We start from the raw sequence: 17,846 nt of genomic DNA on the forward strand, positions 1-17,846 counted from the left end.
GGCCTGCCCGCCGGCGCGCCGCTTCCCGCCGAGACTCAGGCAGTCCGGCGCCGGGCGTACGGGGCGATGGGGTTGGCCAGGGTGCCGGCGAACTGGAGCGCCGCCGACGGGTCGGACAGGTCCACCATCTGCTGGTTGTCGCGCAACTGGAGCCGGTTGAGGCAGGAGTGCGCGAACTCCGGCGCGAACAGGTCGTGGCGGGCCAGCCGGTCGGCCAGGTGCGGCACCCGGGCGGCGTAGTCGGACGCGCAGTCGGCGACCGTACGCCAGAACTCCTCCTCGGTGAGCAGCCCCGCGTCGAGCAGGACCACGTTGAGGTGGCGCAGGAAGCAGGAGAACACGTCGGTGAAGATCGACAGGATCTTCTCGCCCTCGGGGATGTTCGCCCGGACCCGGTGCACCGCCTCGGGCAGGTCGGCGTCCGGGTCCATCACCACGATCTCCTCGGCGATGTCCTTGAAGATCGCCCGCTCCACCGCCCCGTCGCGCAGCACCAGGATGACGTTCTCGCCGTGCGGCATGAACGCCAGGTCGTAGGCGTAGAGAGAGTGCAGCAGCGGGGTGAGGTACGCGTCGAGGTAGCGGCGCAGCCACACCGGCGCGGGCAGCCCCGACTCGGCGACCAGGGCGGCGGCGAACGACCCGCCGGCCGAGTCGACGTGCAGCAGCGACGCCATGGTGGCCAGCCGCCGCCCCGGCTCCAGGCCCGGCACGGGGCTCTCCCGCCACAGCGCCGCCAGCATCTTGCGGTACGGGGAGTACCGGTCCGTCGCCGCCTCGAAGCGGCGGTTGCGGTAGCCGATCGCGGCCCGCTCCCGCAGGATCGTCAGGCCGGTCGAGGCGAGCACCTCGTCGCGGTCGATCAGGTCGGCGAGCCAGTCGTTGATCGCCGGGGTGGCCTCCATGTACGCCGCCGACAGGCCCCGCACGAAGCCCATGTTGAGCACGGACAGGGCCGTCTTGACGTAGTGCCGCTCGGGGTGGGTGACGTTGAAGAACGTCCGCACGGACTGCTGGGCGAGGTGCTCGTCCGGGCCGGGGCCGAGGCAGACCAGCCGCTGCTCGGCCACGTCGGCGGCGAACGTGACGGCGAGCCGGTTCCACCACTGCCACGGGTGCACGGGCAGGTAGAGGTAGTCGGCCGGGTCGAGGCCGAGCCCGGTGAGCGTGGCGGCGAACCCGGCGAGCGTGGCGTCGCCCAGCTCGGCCCGGTACAGGGCGTCCGCGTCGGTGTCGGCGGTGCAGGTGAAGGTGGTGTGGTCGCGGTGCGCGGCGAGCCAGAGCAGCCGCACGGGCCGGCCCACCTCGGGGGCGTACCGGTGATATTCGTCGATGCCGAAGCCGATGCGGCCGTTGTTGGCGACGAAGCCGGGGTGGCCCTCGGTCATCCGGGTCTCGACCGTCTGGAAGTCGGCGCGGGCCAGCTCGGCGGCGGGGGTCTCGGGCCGGTCCAGCTTGTACGCCCAGCCGGCCAGGGTGGAGGTGATCTCCTCCAGGTAGACCGGCAGCACCCGGTCGGTGAGGCCGAGCGCGCCGCGCAGCTCCACGCACAGGTCGAGGGCGTCCAGGGGCAGCTCCACGCCGTCGCGGCGGCGGGTGATGCTGGCCGGGTCGATGTGCCAGTGGTCGAGGGCGAGCCGGCGGGCGGCGAACCGGTAGGTGACGGTGCCGTCGTCGCTGGTCACCTCGTAGTCGGCGGACGCGCCGGGTGCCGGGGCGGCTCCGCCGGGCTCGGGGGTGAGCAGCCGCTCGTGGGAGAACTCGGCGAGGGCCTTGCGCACCAGCAGCCGGTTGGCGCGCGCCCACGTGTCGGGGGTGAGGTGGGCGACGGCGTCCTGCGGGTCCACGGTGTCCGGTCCTTGGGGTTGAGCTGCGGTGGCGGCGGCGAACCGGGCGCGGGTGCAGAAGGAGAGCAGGCCGGTCTTGGCGGGCAGCGCGACGGTGCCGGCGGGGGTGAAGCCGACGGCGGCGTTGAGGGCGTGCACGGCGGTGTTGCGCACGTCTGGCTCGACGACGACCCGGCGGTGCGCGGGGTCGGCGAACAGCCACGCCATCACGGTGGTGATGACCGCGCGGGTGAAGCCGGAGACCGGGGTGTCGGTGGGCGCGCAGAGGAAGTGCATGCCCACGTCGCCGGGGCGGGCCGGGTAGCGCCCGGCCAGCTCGACGCGCGCCGGGTCGTAGCGTTCGACGAGGAACGCGGGCTCGCCGCGCCACAGGCCGACGAACGCGTCGTGGTGCGGGTCGGCGGCGATGCGGGCGTACTCGGCGGCGACCTGGGCCACGTCGGCGTCGCCCATCAGCCAGAACGCGGCCTTCGGGTGGGTCACCCAGGAGTGCAGCAGCGCGGCGTCCGCGGCCGGGTCGAGGGTACGCAGGGCGAACTCGCCGAGCCGGGGGTCGGTGCGGGTGTAGACGATCTCCGTCACGCCCCCACCCCCGCCGGCACGCCGAACTCCTGGAACGCGATGCGCCGCTCCACCGGGTAGGGCTCGCGGCCCAGCAGCTCCCGGATGATCACCGAGTTGCGGTACGGGCCCATGCCCAGGTCGGGCGAGGTGACGCTGTGGGTGTGGGTGCCGCCGTTCTGCAGGAAGATCCGGCCGGCGTGGTCGACGCGGTAGTCGCGGGCGACGTCGAGGCGGCCGTGGGAGTCGAAGCGCAGCAGGTGGCGCACCGGGTCGAGGAAGTCCGGCACCTGGAAGCGGTAGCCGGTGGCCAGCACCAGGCCCTCGGTGGTCAGGTCGAACTCGCCGCCCTGCTCGACGTGGCGCAGCCGCAGCGCGTACCCGCCGTCGGTGTGCTCCGCGCCGGTCACCTCGGTGTTGGTGAGCAGCCGGGTGTCCACCGGGCCGGCGACGCTCTTGGCGTACAGCAGGTCGAAGATGTCGTTGATCAGGTCGGCGTCGATGCCCTTGAACAGGCCCTTCTGCTCGGCTTCGAGGCGGTAGCGGGTGGCCTCGGGCAGGGCGCGGAAGTAGTCGACGTAGTCCGGCGACGTCATCTCCAGGGTGAGCTTCGTGTATTCCAGGGGGAAGAACCGGGGCGAGCGGGTGACCCAGTTCAGCTGGTAGCCGTACGTGTCGATGTCGGCCAGCAGGTCCTGGTAGATCTCGGCGGCGCTCTGCCCGGAGCCGACGACGGTGACGCTGCGGCGGCGGCGCAGCGCGTCGCGGTGCGTCACGTAGTCGGAGGAGTGCACGACGCCGTCGCCGCCGAGCCCGGCGCAGGCCGCCGGCACGTGCGGCGGGGTGCCGGTGCCGAGCACCAGGTTGCGCGCATGATGGGTGACGGTCTCGCCGGTGGCGGTGACCGTGGCGGTCACCGCGAACACGTCGTCGGCCGGGTCGTGGGTGACGGCGGTGACCCGCTGGCCGAAGCGCACGCTGGCCAGCTTCTGCACCGCCCACCGGCAGTACGCGTTGTACTCGCTGCGCAGCGGGTGGAACCGCTCGCGGATGTAGAACGGGTACAGCCGACCGGTCTCCTTGAGCCAGTTGAGGAACGAGAACGGCGAGGTGGGGTCGGCGAGGGTGACCAGGTCGGCCAGGAACGGGGTCTGCAACCGGACGGTCTCCAGCAGCATCCCCGGGTGCCAGTCGAAGGTGTCGCGGGCCTCCAGGAACAGGCAGTCCAGGTCGGACAGCGGCTCGGTGAGGCAGGCCAGGCCCAGGTTGTACGGGCCGAGCCCGACGGCGACGACGTCACGGGTGGGCATGCGGTCGCTTTCTGCGCGGGGTCGGGTGGTGGGCACGGTCGCCGGTCAGCCGACCGCACAGGGGGCGACGGCGGCGGCCCGCTCGCCCACGTACCGGTCGGCGTGCCCGGCGATCAGGTCGACGACGTGCGCCACGTCGTCGAGCGTGGTCTCCGGGTTGAGCAGGGTGAACTTGAGGTACTGCCGGCCGTCGACCCGGGTGCCGGCGACGACGGCCGCCCCGGAGGCGGCCAGGGCGCGGCGGGCGTGCCGGTTGGCGTCGTCGGCGAGGTGGCCCGCCGGGGCGGGCGGCAGGTAGCGAAACACGACGGTGCTCAGCGTGGGCCGGGTGACCACCTCGAAGCGGGGGTCGCCGGCCAGCAGCCGCCACGCCCCGTCGGCCCGGTCGATCACCTCGTCGAACAGCTCACCGACCGCGTCGGGGCCCATCATCCGCAGGGTCAGCCACAGCTTCAGGGCGTCGAAGCGGCGGGTCGTCTGGAGGCTCTTGTCGACCTGGTTGGGCAGCTGCTCCCCGCTGGCGCGGGGGGCCGGGTTGAGGTAGTCGGCATGGTAGGTGGCGTACCGCAGCACCTGCCCGTCGCGCACCAGCAGGGCGCTGGAGGAGACCGGCTGGAAGAACGACTTGTGGTAGTCGACGGTCACCGAGTCGGCGCGTTCGATGCCGGCGAGCAGGTGCCGCCGGGTGGGCGAGACCAGCAGCCCGCAGCCGTACGCGGCGTCGACGTGCAGCCGCGCCCCGGCGGCGGCGCACCGGTCGGCGATGGCGTCGAGGGGGTCGATGGAGCCGAAGTCGGTGGTGCCGGCGGTGGCGACGACGGCCATCACGATGTGCCCGTCGCGCTGACAGCGGGTCAGCTCGGCGTGCAGCGCGTCGGGGCACATCCTCCGGTCGGCGTCGGTGGGCACGGTGCGCACGGCGTCGGCGTCGAGGCCGAGCAGGGTGGCGGCCTTCTGCACGCTGAAGTGCCCGGCGGCGGAGGTGAGCACCCGCAGCCGGGGCAGCAGCTCGCGGCGGGGGGCCGGATTGCGGGCGCACGCCTCCTCCCGGGCCAGCAGCAGCGCCTGGAGGTTGGACTGGCTGCCGCCGCTGGTGAAGACGCCGTCGGCGGCGGGCCCGAGGCCGATGCGCCGGGCGGTCCAGTCGATGAGCCGGCGCTCGATGAGGGTGCCGCCGGCGCTCTGGTCCCAGGTGTCCAGGGAGGAGTTCACGGCGGTGAGCACGGCCTCGCCGAGCAGCGCCGGGATCACCACCGGGCAGTTGAGGTGGGCCAGGTAGCGGGGGTGGTGGAAGTAGACGGCGTCGCGCAGGTACACCTCCTCCAGCTCGTCGAGGGCGGCGGTGGCGTCGGCGAGCGGCCGGTCCAGGTCGACGGCGGCCACGGCCGGGGCGAGCGCGGCCGGGCTGACGCCGGTGAACGGGCGGTCGGTGCGGGCGATGCGGGTGCCGACCCGGTCGATGCCCTCGGCCAGCACCCGCCGGTAGTCCTCGGCGGTGCCGGTGGTCAACAGGTAGGCGCGGGGAGTGCCCGCCACGGCGTCAGCTCACCTTCTTCGCGGCGGCGATGGCCTTGGCCAGGTTCTCCAGCAGCGGCGCGGCCCCGGCGTAGGAGAAGCGCGGCACCGCGTCCCACGGCGTGACCTGGTTGGCCTTCACCGCCGGCAGCGCCGCCCAGGTGGGCTTCTTCGCCAGGTCGGCCGGCTGCAGGGCGGTGGTGCGGTTGTCCAGCAGGATCAGGTCGGCCGGGAACTTGTCGGCGTTCTCCCAGCTCAGGGCCTCGAAGTAGTCGCCCTGCTCCAGCTTCGTCGGCACCACGATGTCGACGCCCAGCTCCGCGAAGTACATCAGGTCGGTGCTGACCTTCGGGTTGGACGCGTAGAACACGTCGGGGCTGCCGGACGCGGCGAGGACCTTGATGCCGGGGTTGGCCTTGACGGCCTGCCGCACGCTCTCGGCGGCCGCCTCGAACCGGGCCTTCGCGTCGGTGACCTTCTTGGCGTTGAGGTCGGCGCCGAGGGCGGCGGCCAGGGCGGCGTACCGCTCGATGGGCCGGTTCATCGGCACCCGGGCGGTCTGGATGGCGACGGTGGGCGCGAGGGCGAGGATCTTGTCCTTGCTCTCGTCGGGGACGTACCAGAACGCGCCCGGGTCGTACATGTGGGTGACCAGCAGCTCGGGGCGCAGGGCGGCGTACTTCTCGATGCTGAACTCGCCCCAGACGTTGCCGAGCACGGTCACCTTGCCGACGTCGAGGTCGCCGGCCTGCGGCTCCTTCGAGCCGTCGGAACGGGTGGTCTCGCCGAACACGCCGACGAGCTGGCTGTCGAGTCCGAAGTCGACCAACGCCGCGGCCACGCCGGTGAAGGCGACCACGCGGGTCGGGGTGGCGTCCCGGGTCACCTTCTCGGGCCGGTCGTCCGTGAACGACCAGGGGCCGCTGGTGGCGGCCGGCGAGGCGGAGTCGTCGGCGCCGCCGCAACCGCCGAGCAGGGCACCGACGGCGAGGGCTCCGCCGGCGGAGAGCAGGCCACGGCGGGTCAGGCGCGGGCGGGACACGGGTACGGGCATGACGGCTTCTTTCCGCTCCGGGGTGGTCCGATGACCAAGGGCGAGGTTAAGTTACCCTAACCTAAGTTATTGTCAACAGCCCTCAGCGATCGATTCCCACCACACAGGAGCTTCCGCTGTCCGTCACCGACTCGTCGCCGACCGCACCCGCGCCGCCGGCGACGCCCCCCGCCCCGCCGCCGCGACGCGGCCGGCCCGCGGCCCGGATCGCCGGGCTGCTGGCCGCGTTCGCCCTGCTCACGGCCGTGTGCGCGGTCAGCCTCGCCGTCGGCGCGCGGCAGCTCGGCCTCGCCGAGGTCTGGGCGGGTCTGTGGGACCCCGCCTCCCCCGCCCACGCGGTGGTGCAGCAGATGCGGCTGCCGCGCACCCTGCTCGGCCTGCTCGCCGGGGCCGCCCTCGGAGTGGCCGGCGCGGTCATGCAGGCCGTCACCCGCAATCCCCTCGCCGACCCCGGGCTGCTCGGCATCAACGCCGGCGCGTCCGCCGCCGTGGCCAGCGCCGCCGCGTTCCTCGGCGTCGCCACCGTCGGCGGGTACGTCTGGTTCGCCCTCGCCGGCGCGGCGGCCGTCACCGCCCTCGTCTACGCCGTCGGCGGCGGCCGGGGCGCCACCCCCGCCCGCCTCGCCCTCGCCGGGGCGGCCCTCAACGCGGCCCTCTACTCCTACGTCAGCGCGGTGATGCTGCTCGACGCGGCCTCGCTGGAGAAGATGCGGTTCTGGACCGTCGGCTCGCTGGCCAGCGCCGACCTCGCCACGGTGGCCCGGGTGCTGCCGTTCGTCGTGGTCGGCCTGGCGATCGCCCTGGCCGCGGCCCGCCCGCTCAACGCCCTCGCCCTCGGCGACGACCAGGCCCGCGCGCTGGGCGCGAACCCCGCCGTGGTCCGCGCCGCCGTCATCGTCGCCGTCACCCTGCTCTGCGGCGCGGCCACCGCCGCCTGCGGGCCGCTGGTCTTCGTCGGGCTGCTGGTGCCACACCTCGTGCACACCCTCACCGGGCCCGACCTGCGCTGGCTGCTGCCGGCCTGCGCGCTGCTCGCCCCCGTGCTGCTGCTCGGCGCCGACGTCGCCGGCCGGGTGCTCGGCCGCCCCGGCGAACTCCAGGTCGGCATCATGACCGCCGTGCTCGGCGGCCCGCTCTTCCTGCACCTGGTCACCCGCACCCGGGCGGTGCGCGCGTGAGCGTCGTACGCGTCCGAGGCTGGTCGGTGCGGTTCCGGGCCCGCGCCCTGCTCGTCGGGCTCGGCTGCGCCCTGGCCGCCGGCGCGCTCGGCGTCGCGTCGATCGGCGGCGGCGACTACCCGATGAGCCCCGCCGACGTGCTGCGCACCCTCGCCGGCGGTGGAACCGTCGCCGAGGACTTCATCATCGGCGAGCTGCGGCTGCCCCGGCTCGTCACCGCCCTGCTCGTCGGGGCCGCCCTCGCCCTCGGTGGCGCGGTCTTCCAGGCCCTCGTGCGCAACCCGCTCGGCAGTCCCGACATCCTCGGCGTCACCCAGGGCGCGGCCACCGGCGCGCTCCTCGTCGTGGTCGTCGGCGGCGGCACCCTCGCCCTGGCCGGCGCGGCCGTGGCCGGCGGGCTGGCCACCGGCGTCCTGCTGTGGGCGGTGGCGTGGGCGCGCGGCGCGCACGGGCACCGGCTGATCCTCGCCGGCATCGGCGTCGCGGCGATCCTCACCGGCGTCAACGGCTGGCTGCTGACCCGCGCGCAGCTCATGGACGCCGCCCGCGCCGTGCTCTGGCTCACCGGCAGCCTCGACGGGCGCGGCTGGGCGCAGGCGGTGCCCGTCGCCGTCACCCTCGCCGTGGCGGTGCCGGTGGTGCTGTTCGCCTGCGGGCCGGCGCTGCGGATGACCGAACTGGGCGACGACACGGCCGCCGCGCTCGGCGTACCGGTGCGGGGCCTGCGCACGACGCTGCTGGTCGCGGCGGTGCTGCTGGTCTCCGTCGCCGCCTCGGCCGCCGGGCCGGTCAACTTCGTCGCGCTCACCGCGCCGCACCTGACCCGCCGGCTCACCCGCGCGCCCGGCCCCAACCTGGCCGCCGCCATGGCGCTGGGCGCGGCGATGCTGGTCGCCGCCGACCTGATCGCCCAGCGCGGCTTCCCCGGCCACCAACTCCCCGTCGGCGTCGTCACCGGCGCGCTCGGCGGCGGCTACCTGGTGTGGCTGCTGGCCACCGAACGCCGCGCCGGCCGGCTGTGAAAGGAGGGCACCTTGTTGACGCATCCTGTAGAGGAAGGGCCCCTTCTCAACACCCGCCCGGCCCACCTCTCCCCGACAGAGAACGGAGCACCACCCATGCGGCCCGGCACCCCCCGGCTCAGCGGCGATGGGCTGACCCTCGCGTACGACAAGCGGACCATCGCCCAGCGGCTCGACGTGACCATCCCCGACCGGTCGTTCACCGTGGTCATCGGCCCGAACGCGTGCGGCAAGTCCACGCTGCTGCGGGCCCTCGCGCGGATGCTCAGGCCCACCGCCGGCACGGTGCTGCTCGACGGGCGTGACATCCACGCCCAGCCGGCCCGCCGCGTCGCCCGCACCCTCGGCCTGCTCCCCCAGACCTCCATCGCCCCCGACGGCATCACCGTCGCCGAGCTGGTGGCCCGGGGCCGCTACCCGCACCAGGGGCTGCTGCGGCAGTGGTCCCGCGACGACGAGCGGATCGTCGGCGAGTCGATGGCCGCCACCGGCGTCGCCGACCTCGCCGACCGCCTCGTCGACGAGCTGTCCGGCGGGCAGCGGCAGCGGGTGTGGATCGCCATGGCCCTCGCCCAGCAGACCGAGCTGCTGCTGCTCGACGAGCCCACCACGTTCCTCGACATCGCCCACCAGATCGAGGTGCTCGACCTGTGCGCGACGCTGCACGAGGAGCAGGGGCGCACCCTGGTCGCGGTGCTGCACGACCTCAACCAGGCCGCCCGGTACGCCAGCCACCTCATCGCCATGCGCGACGGGCAGGTGGTCGCCGCCGGCCCGCCCCGGGAGATCGTCACCGCCGACCTGGTCGAGCGGGTGTTCGGGCTGCCCTGCCGGGTCATCGACGACCCGGAGACCGGCTCGCCGCTGGTGGTCCCGGCCGCCCGCCGCGTACCGACCCCACGCCCCTGACCCCCACTCCCCCGGACCCCCTGGCCACCGCCCGCCCCGCGTGATCAAGAGGTTTGCGTCACGGCGGGGCCGGAAGATGACGCAAACCTCTTGGTCAACGCACGCCTGGCGGCAAGCCGTCAGGTGGGGAGGGCGCGTTGGATCTGGGAGATCAGGACGCCGCAGGCGTAGCGGTCGGCCGCGCCCACCATGCCGAGAATGGTCGCCGGATGCGGGCCGTTGTCCGTCTCCGCCGGGTCGTAGTGCATGAACACGACGAGTTCCCCGCGGTCGATGAACGGGGCGAGGACCGGCTCGACGTCGAGGCCCGGCGCGAGCGTGAAGAAGGTGGTCATGGCGCACGGGTGCTGACCCAGCAGGGAGCTGCGGTGCAGCACCGACGTGGTGGCCGCGCTGACCCGGAAGTTCGGGTCGATGACCCGTAGCTCGCCGTTTCGGCCGACCCCGGCGTCGAACGAGCAGTACCCCCGGTACCCGAGGGCGCTGGCCTTTCGGACCCCTGCCGTCAGCGCTTCGACCAGCTCCGCCGGCGGTTGGTCGTCGTCGAGCACGCAACCGACCCACGTCGAGGTGGGCTGCGGCAGGTGCACGGACGCACCGAAGTACTCGACCGAACCGCTCTCCGTCACGCCGAACTGGAGGCCCCAGACCGTCTGGAAGGGAACCTCCTCCTCGACGATCCACTGGTCGCTCACCTGCTCCAGCTGGTGGAACAGCGACCGGTTCAGCCGGTCCTGCAACCTCCGGGTGAAGATCGCGATCCCGCTGTACACCTCGGTGCCGGCCGGCTTGAGCACCGCCGGCCGGCGGTCGGCCCGCACGATCTGCCGTACCTCGGCGGGGGTGGCCACCTGCCGGCGCGGCAGGTAGTCCGGCGCGATCAGGGTCTCCAGGACCGTCTTGTTGTTGAGGCGGGCCAGCAGGTCCGGGGCGACCCGGGCCGGCGCGGCCCGCAGCTGCGGGTCCTGCGGGGGAAACTGGAACTCCAGCAGCTCGCCCCGCCCGGCGGCCTCCCGGGCGAGCCGCACCGCCTGCTCGCCGGAGCGATACTCACGCAGGTCGCTGGGCGTCTTGAGGCCGCACCGGCTGAGCAGGCGCAGCGACTTGTCGGCGCTGGCCCCGCTGCTGCAGATGACCGCCGACTGGTGCGGCAGGGTCAGGTGGAGGCCGGTGACCATGTCCAACCCGTTGTGCAGGCCCGCGCCCGCGCTGGTCAGATAGCGGCTGCCGGCGGTCTCCACCGGGCTGGGCGGCCGGGCCAGGACCACCCCGTCGTGCGCGAACACCTGTACTTGGATAGGCCCATCCATTGGATCTCCTGACATGCCGGCCCCGCACAGGGGGCCTCGGGGTGTGGCGAGAAGCCCGGTACGCCACGGCCGCGAGCTGCGGAGCACGTGGCGGGTGAGGCATGGCGTACCGGTCCTGGTGAGGCCGCTCGGCCGCGAGAGTCGGGCGTGCCGCGTGCACCGGCCGGACGGATCCGGGCTGGGCCGGTCAGGTAGCGGCTGGCTTGTGGTCAGCGCTGCGCCGGCGCGATGCACACCAGCAGCCGATGTGTGATCAACCAGTCACCGACTGCGTCATGATCGACATCATGATCGGTGAAGCATAGTCAGCGCCCTGCGGGCGCGCGGATGGGCCGGACAGCCGAGTGGGACCGGCCCATTTCGCCACCGCCGCGCTAGGGGTCCACCCCACCCGAATTCTAGGGGTGTACGCCGCTTGGCCAGGCTCCGTAGCGTCGGGCCCCGTCGGGTCGTCGTTCCCCCGCACCGCACCGGACCGGGAACGGATGTGGGCGATCGTGGGCCCGCCCGCGACCGGAACATGGCGAGGGCGGGTCGTTCGGCGGTGGCCCGGCACCCTGCGGTACGTCCACCCACGACACGTCCCCGCCACGGCATTGTCGTGCTGCGGTACGTCCGCCCCACGGCACCACGGCCGACCGGCCGCCTCGGCCCGCGCCTCTCCCGGTCGTCCCCATTCACTCGGAGGTTGGGCTCATGCCTGTTGGGTTCGCTGATGGCGCGGTGGACGCCGGGGGTCTGGACCTGGCGGGTGATCTGCGGCGGGTGGTGGTGTGGCCGGCGCGGGCGGGTTCGGTGTCGGGGGTGGTGTCGTGGCCGGTGGGTGTGGCGGGTTCGGGTGTCGTGGTGGTGGCGGGGCTGGTGGGGGTGTTGGCGCGGTATACGGGTCAGTCGGAGGTGGTCCTCGGGCTGGCCTCGGGTGGTGTGGTGCGGGTGGATGTGGCGGATGATCCGGGGTTTGGTGAGTTGCGGGGTCGGGTGGCTGCGGCGTTGGCGGCTCCGTTGTCGGCGGCGGATGCGGCGTCGGTGGGTCCGGTGGTGGTGGGGTTGGTGGATGGGCCGGTGGCCGAGGTGGGGCCGGGTGTGGTGGATACCGGTCTGGTGGTGTGGCTGGCCGGTGACGGTTCGGGTCTGCGGGTGGACTTTGCGGTGGAGGAGTTCTCGGACGGTTGGGTGCGGGGGTTTGTGGATGCGGTGGTGACGCTGGTGGTGGCGGGGTTGGGTGAGCCTGGGCGGGGGTTGTCGGGGTTGGGGTTGGTGTCGGCGGTGGAGCGGGATCGGTTGTTGGGGTGGGGTCGGGGTCCGGTGCGGGAGGTGCCGACCGTGCCGATTCATGAGTTGGTGGTGGGCTGGGCACGGCGGTCACCGGAGGCGGTGGCGGGTGTGGCGGGCGATGAGGTGTTGACGTATGGGGAGTTGGAGCGGCGGTCTTCGGTGCTGGCGGGGTTTCTGCGGTCGGCGGGCGTCGGTGTGGGCGATGTGGTGTCGTTGGCGTTGGATCGGAGTTTGTGGACGTTGGTGGCGGCGTTGGGGGTGTTGCGGGCGGGTGCGGCGTATACGCCGATGGATGTGGCGTGGCCGGCGGAGCGGATGCGCCTGTTGTTGGCTGATCATGGTGCGCGGGTGGTGTTGACCGTGGGTGAGGTGGTGTCGCGGGTGCCGTGCCCGGGTGGGGTGCGGGTGGTGGCGTTGGACGAGGAGTGGCCGCAGATCGAGGCTGCCGATCCGGTGGACCTGCCGACGGTGGGGGTGGATGGGCCGGCGTTCGTGATCTACACGTCGGGGTCGACGGGCACACCGAAGGGTGTGGTGTTGACGCACGAGAAGCTGACGAACTTCCTGGCCTGGATGGCCGACGAGTGCGCCATCGGCCCCGACAGCAGAATGCTGCACTCGGCCGCGCCGGTCTTCGACGCCGCGTTCGGGGAGGTCTTCGCCACGCTCATCTCCGGTGGCCAGGTCGTCGTCTGCTCCCGCGACGACCTGCTCGACGTACGCCGGCTCACCGGGCTCATCGAGCGGCACGGCGTCACTCACACCTTCGGGCCCGCGACGAACGTCGCCCCGCTCGACCCGACGGCCTGCCCCAGCCTGCGCTGCGTCGTCCTCGGCGGCGAGGCCGCACCGCCGCAACTCGTCCAGCGCTGGCTGGCGGCGGGCGCCCGGGTCCTGAACGCGTACGGGCCGGCGGAGGCGTCCGTGGCGTGCACCTGGTACGACGCCTCCACCGGCTGGGGCGGACCCTACGTACCCATCGGCTGGCCCATGCCCAACCGACAGATCCACATCGTCGACACCCACCTCAACCTCGTCCCCGCCGGCATGCCCGGCGAAATCCTCATCACCGGCCACGGCATCGCCGACGGCTACCTCAACCGCCCCGAACTCACCACCCAACGATTCGTCACCGACCCCCACACCGGCCAACACGCCTACCGCACCGGCGACCTCGCCCGCTGGAACACCACCGGCGCCCTCGAAATCCTCGGCCGCATCGACCACCAGATCAAAATCAACGGCATCCGCATCGAACTCGGCGAAATCGAAACCACCCTCGAACAACACCCCGACGTCACCACCGCCATCGTCACCCGCCGCGACGACAACAACACCCCCCGCCTCATCGCCTACGTCACCGGACGCGACGGACGTACCCCCACGCCGGAGGCGCTGCGCGAGCATGCCGCCGCCATCCTGCCGTCCTACATGGTCCCGGCGGTCGTCATGGTCCTGGACCGGTTCCCCGTCGGCGGCACCGGCAAGATCGACCGGGCTGCGCTCCCCGCCCCGGACGGCCGCCGCCCCGATCTCGGCGTCGACTACGTCGCACCTGGCACCGAGCACGAGCGACTCGTCGCCACGGTGTTCGCCACCGTCCTCGGCATCGACCGGGTCGGCGTCCACGACAGCTTCTTCGACCTCGGCGGCACGTCCCTGCAGTCGGCGGCCGTGGCCACCGGCATCGACGAGGCCGCCGACGTGGTCGTCCCCGTGTCCCAGATCCACCGCACCCCGACCCCGCACGCGCTCGCCGCGTGGCTCGCCACCGCGCCGCGGCGTACGGGCACCACCCCGGCCGCCGGCCAGGGCCGCCAGCGTCCCGGGCCGGTGCCCCTCGCGCAGCAGGTGGCCAAGTGCCTGATGTCGCCCCTGGAGGTCGTGGTCCCGGTGAGCTGGTGGGTCGAGGGCGACCTCGACCTGCGGGCGTTGATGGCCGCGCTCGGCGACGTGCACCGCCGGCACGAGGCCCTGCACGCCCGCTACCGACGGGTGGAGCCGCCGGTGGCGCTGGTCCCGGCGAACCCGGGTATGCCGCAACTGCTCCTGCTCACCGACGCCACCACCACCCAGGACGCCCTCGACCAACTCGCCGACGCCGTCCAACAACCCCTCGACTACACCCAAGGCCGCAACTGGCGCACCGCCATCATCCGCGACCGCTCCACCAACCGCACCCTCCTCGGCATCGGCATCCACCACATCGCCTTCGACGGCTGGTCCCACACCCTCCTCGTCCACGACCTCACCCACGCCTACACCGCTCGTAAGGCCGGACAGTCACCCACCTGGGACCATCCGGCGCCCACCCTCCGCCAGATCCACGACGAGTACGCCCGGCTCCGCGACGCCGCCGACCTGCCCGCCCAACGCGCATACTGGCGTGGCCAGCTCCACGGCCTACCCCGGCAGGGCGACGGTGGGCCGACCGTGTCGCTGGAGCAGGCCCTCGCCTGGGGCCCGAAGGCCGGGCACACCGTGACGGTGCCGCCCGAGGTGATGCAGCGGTGGGACCGGGCCGCCCGGGAGCACCGGTTCAGCCGCTCCAGCTACTTCGTCGCCGCCTTCGCCACCGCCCTGCGCGCCGTCCACCACCAGGACGACATCGGCCTGCTGATGGTGGTCGCCAAGCGCGGCAGCCGGGTGCTCGACTCCGCGTTCACCACCCGACTCAACCTCAACTGCGTGCGGGTGCGCTTCGACGGGCCGCAGGACGACAAGCTCGTCCTGCGGGTCCACGAGACGGTCGCCGACCTGATGCGGGCGCAGGACGTGCCCTTCGCGGAGACCGCCGACGATCCCGCGGCCGGGCTCTCCAGCGAGGTGGTCGCCAGCCTGCCGACCTTCGTCTACCAGGACAACGTGGTGCTCCCGCTGGACCTGCCCGGCTGCCGCACCGAGGAGGTCGTCGACCCGTACGCCCGGGAGGTGTCCAACGGCCTCACCGTGGAGGTGCTGCCCCGCGCCGACCACGCCCTCCTGCGCGTCACCATCCGCACCGACTACCTGCCGTACCGCTTCGCCGAGGAGCTGAACGGCCACATGCTGCGCTTCCTCGAGGCCGGTCCCGTGCCGCCCCTTGGGCACTGATCGAACGTCGTACCCCTTCTCGTGCCGTGGGCGCGGACGGCCGCGCCCACCGGGTTCCTGGTTCTGCCGAACCGGCCGTGCCTGCGGGTACGCCGGTCCTGATCGGAGGTTTGGCTCATGTCTGTCGGGTCCGTTGGTGGTCAGGCCCAGGCTCCGGGGCTCGCCGGCCCCGGCACCGACTTCGAGGCCCTCGATCTGGTGGGTGATCTGCGTCGGCCGGTGGGGTGGCCGGCGCGGGCGGGCTCGGTGTGGCGGGCGGTGCAATGGCCGGCCGGCGCGGCGGCGTCGGGCGCTGCCGTCGTGGCGGGGCTGGTGGGGGTGTTGGCGCGGTACACGGGTCAGGTAGAGGTGGTCCTCGGGCTGGCCTCGGGTGGCGTGCTGCGGGTGGACGTGGCCGGTGATCCGGGGTTCGGTGACCTGCTCGGTCGGGTGGCTGCGGCGTTGGCGGCTCCGTTGTCGGTGACGGCTGCGGAGTCGGTGGGTCCGGTGGTGGTGGGGTTGGCCGATGGGCCGGTGGCCGAGGTGGGGCCGGACGTCGTGGACGCGGGGCTGATGGTGTGGGTGGCCGGGGACGGTTCGGGTCTGCGGGTGGACTTCGCGGTGGAGGAGTTCTCGGACGGTTGGGTGCGGGGGCTGGTGGACGCGGTGGTGACGGTGATGACGGCGGGATCGGGTGAGCCCGACCGAGGGCTGTCGGGGTTGGCGCTGGTGTCGGCGGCGGAGCGGGATCGGTTGTTGGGGTGGGGTCGGGGTCCGGTGCGGGAGGTGCCGACCGTGCCGATTCATGAGTTGGTGGTGGGGTGGGCGGAGCGGTCGCCGGAGGCGGTGGCGGGTGTGGCGGGTGGTGAGGTGTTGACGTACGGGGAGTTGGAGCGCAGGTCGGGGTTGCTGGCGGGGTTTCTGCGGTCGGCGGGCGTCGGTGTGGGCGATGTGGTGTCGTTGGCGTTGGATCGGAGTTTGTGGACGTTGGTGGCGGCGTTGGGGGTGTTGCGGGCGGGTGCGGCGTATACGCCGATGGATGTGGCGTGGCCGGCGGAGCGGATGCGGGTGTTGTTGGCTGATCATGGTGCGCGGGTGGTGTTGACCGTGGGTGAGGTGGTGTCGCGGGTGCCGTGCCCGGGTGGGGTGCGGGTGGTGGCGTTGGACGAGGAGTGGCCGCAGATCGAGGCTGCCGGTCCGGTGGACCTGCCGACGGTGGGGGTGGATGGGCCGGCGTTCGTGATCTACACGTCGGGGTCGACGGGCACCCCGAAGGGTGTGGTGTTGACGCACGAGAAGCTGACGAACTTCCTGGCCTGGATGGCCGACGAGTGCGCCATCGGCCCCGACAGCAGAATGCTGCACAGCTGCACGCCCGTGTTCGACGTGGCCCTGGGCGAGATCTTCACCGCACTCACCTCCGGTGCGACCGTCGTCGTCTGCTCCCGCGACGAGCTGCTCGACGCCCGCCGCCTCACCGACCTGATCGCCAAGCAGCAGGTGACCCACGCGTTCTGCCCGCCGACCAACCTGGCGGCCGTCGACCCGGCCGACTGCCCGAGCATGTCGTGCCTGACGCTCGCCGGGGAGCCGGTGCCGCCCCGGATGGCGCAGCGCTGGCTGGCCGCCGGCGTACGGCTGATCAACGCGTACGGGCCGGCGGAGGCGTCCGTGGCGTGCACCTGGTACGACGCCTCCACCGGCTGGGGCGGACCCTACGTACCCATCGGCTGGCCCATGCCCAACCGACAGATCCACATCGTCGACACCCACCTCAACCTCGTCCCCGCCGGCATGCCCGGCGAAATCCTCATCACCGGCCACGGCATCGCCGACGGCTACCTCAACCGCCCCGAACTCACCACCCAACGATTCGTCACCGACCCCCACACCGGCCAACACGCCTACCGCACCGGCGACCTCGCCCGCTGGAACACCACCGGCGCCCTCGAAATCCTCGGCCGCATCGACCACCAGATCAAAATCAACGGCATCCGCATCGAACTCGGCGAAATCGAAACCACCCTCGAACAACACCCCGACGTCACCACCGCCATCGTCACCCGCCGCGACGACAACAACACCCCCCGCCTCATCGCCTACGTCACCGGACGCGACGGACGCACGCCATCGGTGCCCGCGCTGCGCGCGCACGCGGCGGCGGTGCTGCCGTCCTACATGGTGCCGGCCGTCGTCATGGTCCTGGACCGGTTCCCCGTCGGCGGCACCGGCAAGATCAACCGGAGCGCCCTGCCCGCCCCCGACGCCCAGCGCCCCGACGTCGGCGTCGACTACGTCGCGCCCGGCACCGCCGACGAGCAGCTCGTCACCACGGCCTTCGCCACCGTCCTCGGCATCGACCGGGTCGGCGTCCACGACAGCTTCTTCGACCTCGGCGGCACCAGCCTCCAGTCCGCCGCCGTGGCCGCCGCACTCGACGAGGCCACCGACGCCGTCGTCCCCGTGTCCCAGATCCGCCGCACCCCCACGCCCCACGCGCTCGCCGCGTGGCTCACCACCGCGCCGCGTCGCCCCCGGGTCGAGGCGGAACCGTCGGGTGCCGCCCGCTCCGGGCCGGCGAAACCGGTGCCGCTGACGCTGTCGGTCGCCAAGTGCGTCTGGCTCCCCTTCGAGCTGGTCTGCCCGACCACCTGGTGGGTGGAGGGTGAGCTCAATCTGCGGGCGTTGATGGCCGCGCTCGGCGACGTGCACCGCCGGCACGAGGCACTGCACGCCCGCTACCGACGCGTCGACCCACCCGTCGCGATCATCCCGCCCAACCCCGGCATGCCC

General features: G+C 73.0%; 10 protein-coding genes. 5 read left to right on the top strand and 5 right to left on the bottom strand.

Features of this window, described 5'->3' with window-relative positions:
• Positions 1 to 35 precede the first annotated feature (35 nt).
• From LPU61_RS25475 to LPU61_RS25495, 4 genes are read right to left on the bottom strand one after another with little or no spacing between them, the layout of a single operon-like run.
• Complete coding sequence (locus LPU61_RS25475; RefSeq protein WP_308102609.1) at positions 36 to 2,429, bottom strand: GNAT family N-acetyltransferase; 2,394 nt, start codon at positions 2,427 to 2,429, stop codon at positions 36 to 38.
• Positions 2,426 to 3,718, bottom strand: coding sequence for a lysine N(6)-hydroxylase/L-ornithine N(5)-oxygenase family protein (locus LPU61_RS25485; RefSeq protein ID WP_229406383.1), 1,293 nt, complete (start codon positions 3,716 to 3,718; stop codon positions 2,426 to 2,428). Before LPU61_RS25485 ends, LPU61_RS25475 begins: the two co-directional genes overlap by 4 nt.
• A 45-nt stretch (positions 3,719 to 3,763) precedes the next feature.
• Positions 3,764 to 5,254, bottom strand: coding sequence for an aspartate aminotransferase family protein (locus LPU61_RS25490; RefSeq protein ID WP_229406384.1), 1,491 nt, complete (start codon positions 5,252 to 5,254; stop codon positions 3,764 to 3,766).
• A 4-nt stretch (positions 5,255 to 5,258) separates the two neighbouring features.
• Positions 5,259 to 6,287, bottom strand: a complete 1,029-nt coding sequence (locus LPU61_RS25495) for an ABC transporter substrate-binding protein (protein WP_043963331.1) — start codon at positions 6,285 to 6,287, stop codon at positions 5,259 to 5,261.
• Between the two features lie 68 nt (positions 6,288 to 6,355).
• Here LPU61_RS25495 and LPU61_RS25500 point away from each other — a divergent pair, with 68 nt between their 5' ends.
• The 3 genes from LPU61_RS25500 to LPU61_RS25510 all read left to right on the top strand — a co-directional run bounded on the left by LPU61_RS25500 (position 6,356) and on the right by LPU61_RS25510 (position 9,396).
• Positions 6,356 to 7,465 carry an iron ABC transporter permease gene (locus LPU61_RS25500; protein ID WP_043963330.1) on the top strand — a complete coding sequence of 370 codons (1,110 nt, stop codon included), beginning with the start codon at positions 6,356 to 6,358 and terminating at the stop codon, positions 7,463 to 7,465.
• The gene (locus LPU61_RS25505) at positions 7,462 to 8,487 is read left to right on the top strand and encodes an iron chelate uptake ABC transporter family permease subunit (protein ID WP_043963329.1); all 1,026 of its coding nucleotides are present in this window, start codon (positions 7,462 to 7,464) and stop codon (positions 8,485 to 8,487) included. Before LPU61_RS25500 ends, LPU61_RS25505 begins: the two co-directional genes overlap by 4 nt.
• A 96-nt stretch (positions 8,488 to 8,583) precedes the next feature.
• Entirely contained in the window at positions 8,584 to 9,396 is an 813-nt protein-coding gene (locus LPU61_RS25510) for an ABC transporter ATP-binding protein (protein ID WP_043963328.1), read from the top strand.
• A 119-nt stretch (positions 9,397 to 9,515) separates the two neighbouring features.
• Here LPU61_RS25510 and LPU61_RS25515 read toward each other — a convergent pair whose 3' ends face one another.
• Positions 9,516 to 10,682 carry an ATP-grasp domain-containing protein gene (locus LPU61_RS25515; RefSeq protein WP_229406385.1) on the bottom strand — a complete coding sequence of 389 codons (1,167 nt, stop codon included), beginning with the start codon at positions 10,680 to 10,682 and terminating at the stop codon, positions 9,516 to 9,518.
• A 720-nt stretch (positions 10,683 to 11,402) separates the two neighbouring features.
• Here LPU61_RS25515 and LPU61_RS25520 point away from each other — a divergent pair.
• Both LPU61_RS25520 and LPU61_RS25525 read left to right on the top strand, forming a co-directional pair.
• A complete protein-coding gene (locus LPU61_RS25520; protein ID WP_229406386.1) occupies positions 11,403 to 15,074 on the top strand; it encodes a non-ribosomal peptide synthetase in 3,672 nt (1,223 codons plus the stop codon).
• Positions 15,075 to 15,191: 117 nt separating this feature from the next.
• Positions 15,192 to 17,846 (top strand): amino acid adenylation domain-containing protein (locus LPU61_RS25525; protein ID WP_229406387.1); only part of this gene is annotated, 2,655 nt, incomplete at its 3' end.

Origin of the sequence: Micromonospora sp. NBRC 110038, from assembly GCF_020884815.1 — a bacterium.
Classification (GTDB): domain Bacteria; phylum Actinomycetota; class Actinomycetes; order Mycobacteriales; family Micromonosporaceae; genus Micromonospora; species Micromonospora haikouensis.

Excerpts from the sequence above, each read along its gene's own strand:
- LPU61_RS25520 (WP_229406386.1), top strand. The coding sequence starts at position 11,403 with ATGCCTGTTGGGTTCGCTGATGGCGCGGTGGACGCCGGGGGTCTGGAC.
- LPU61_RS25485 (WP_229406383.1), bottom strand. The coding sequence starts at position 3,718 with ATGCCCACCCGTGACGTCGTCGCCGTCGGGCTCGGCCCGTACAACCTG.
- LPU61_RS25495 (WP_043963331.1), bottom strand. The coding sequence starts at position 6,287 with ATGCCCGTACCCGTGTCCCGCCCGCGCCTGACCCGCCGTGGCCTGCTC.
- LPU61_RS25510 (WP_043963328.1), top strand. The coding sequence starts at position 8,584 with ATGCGGCCCGGCACCCCCCGGCTCAGCGGCGATGGGCTGACCCTCGCG.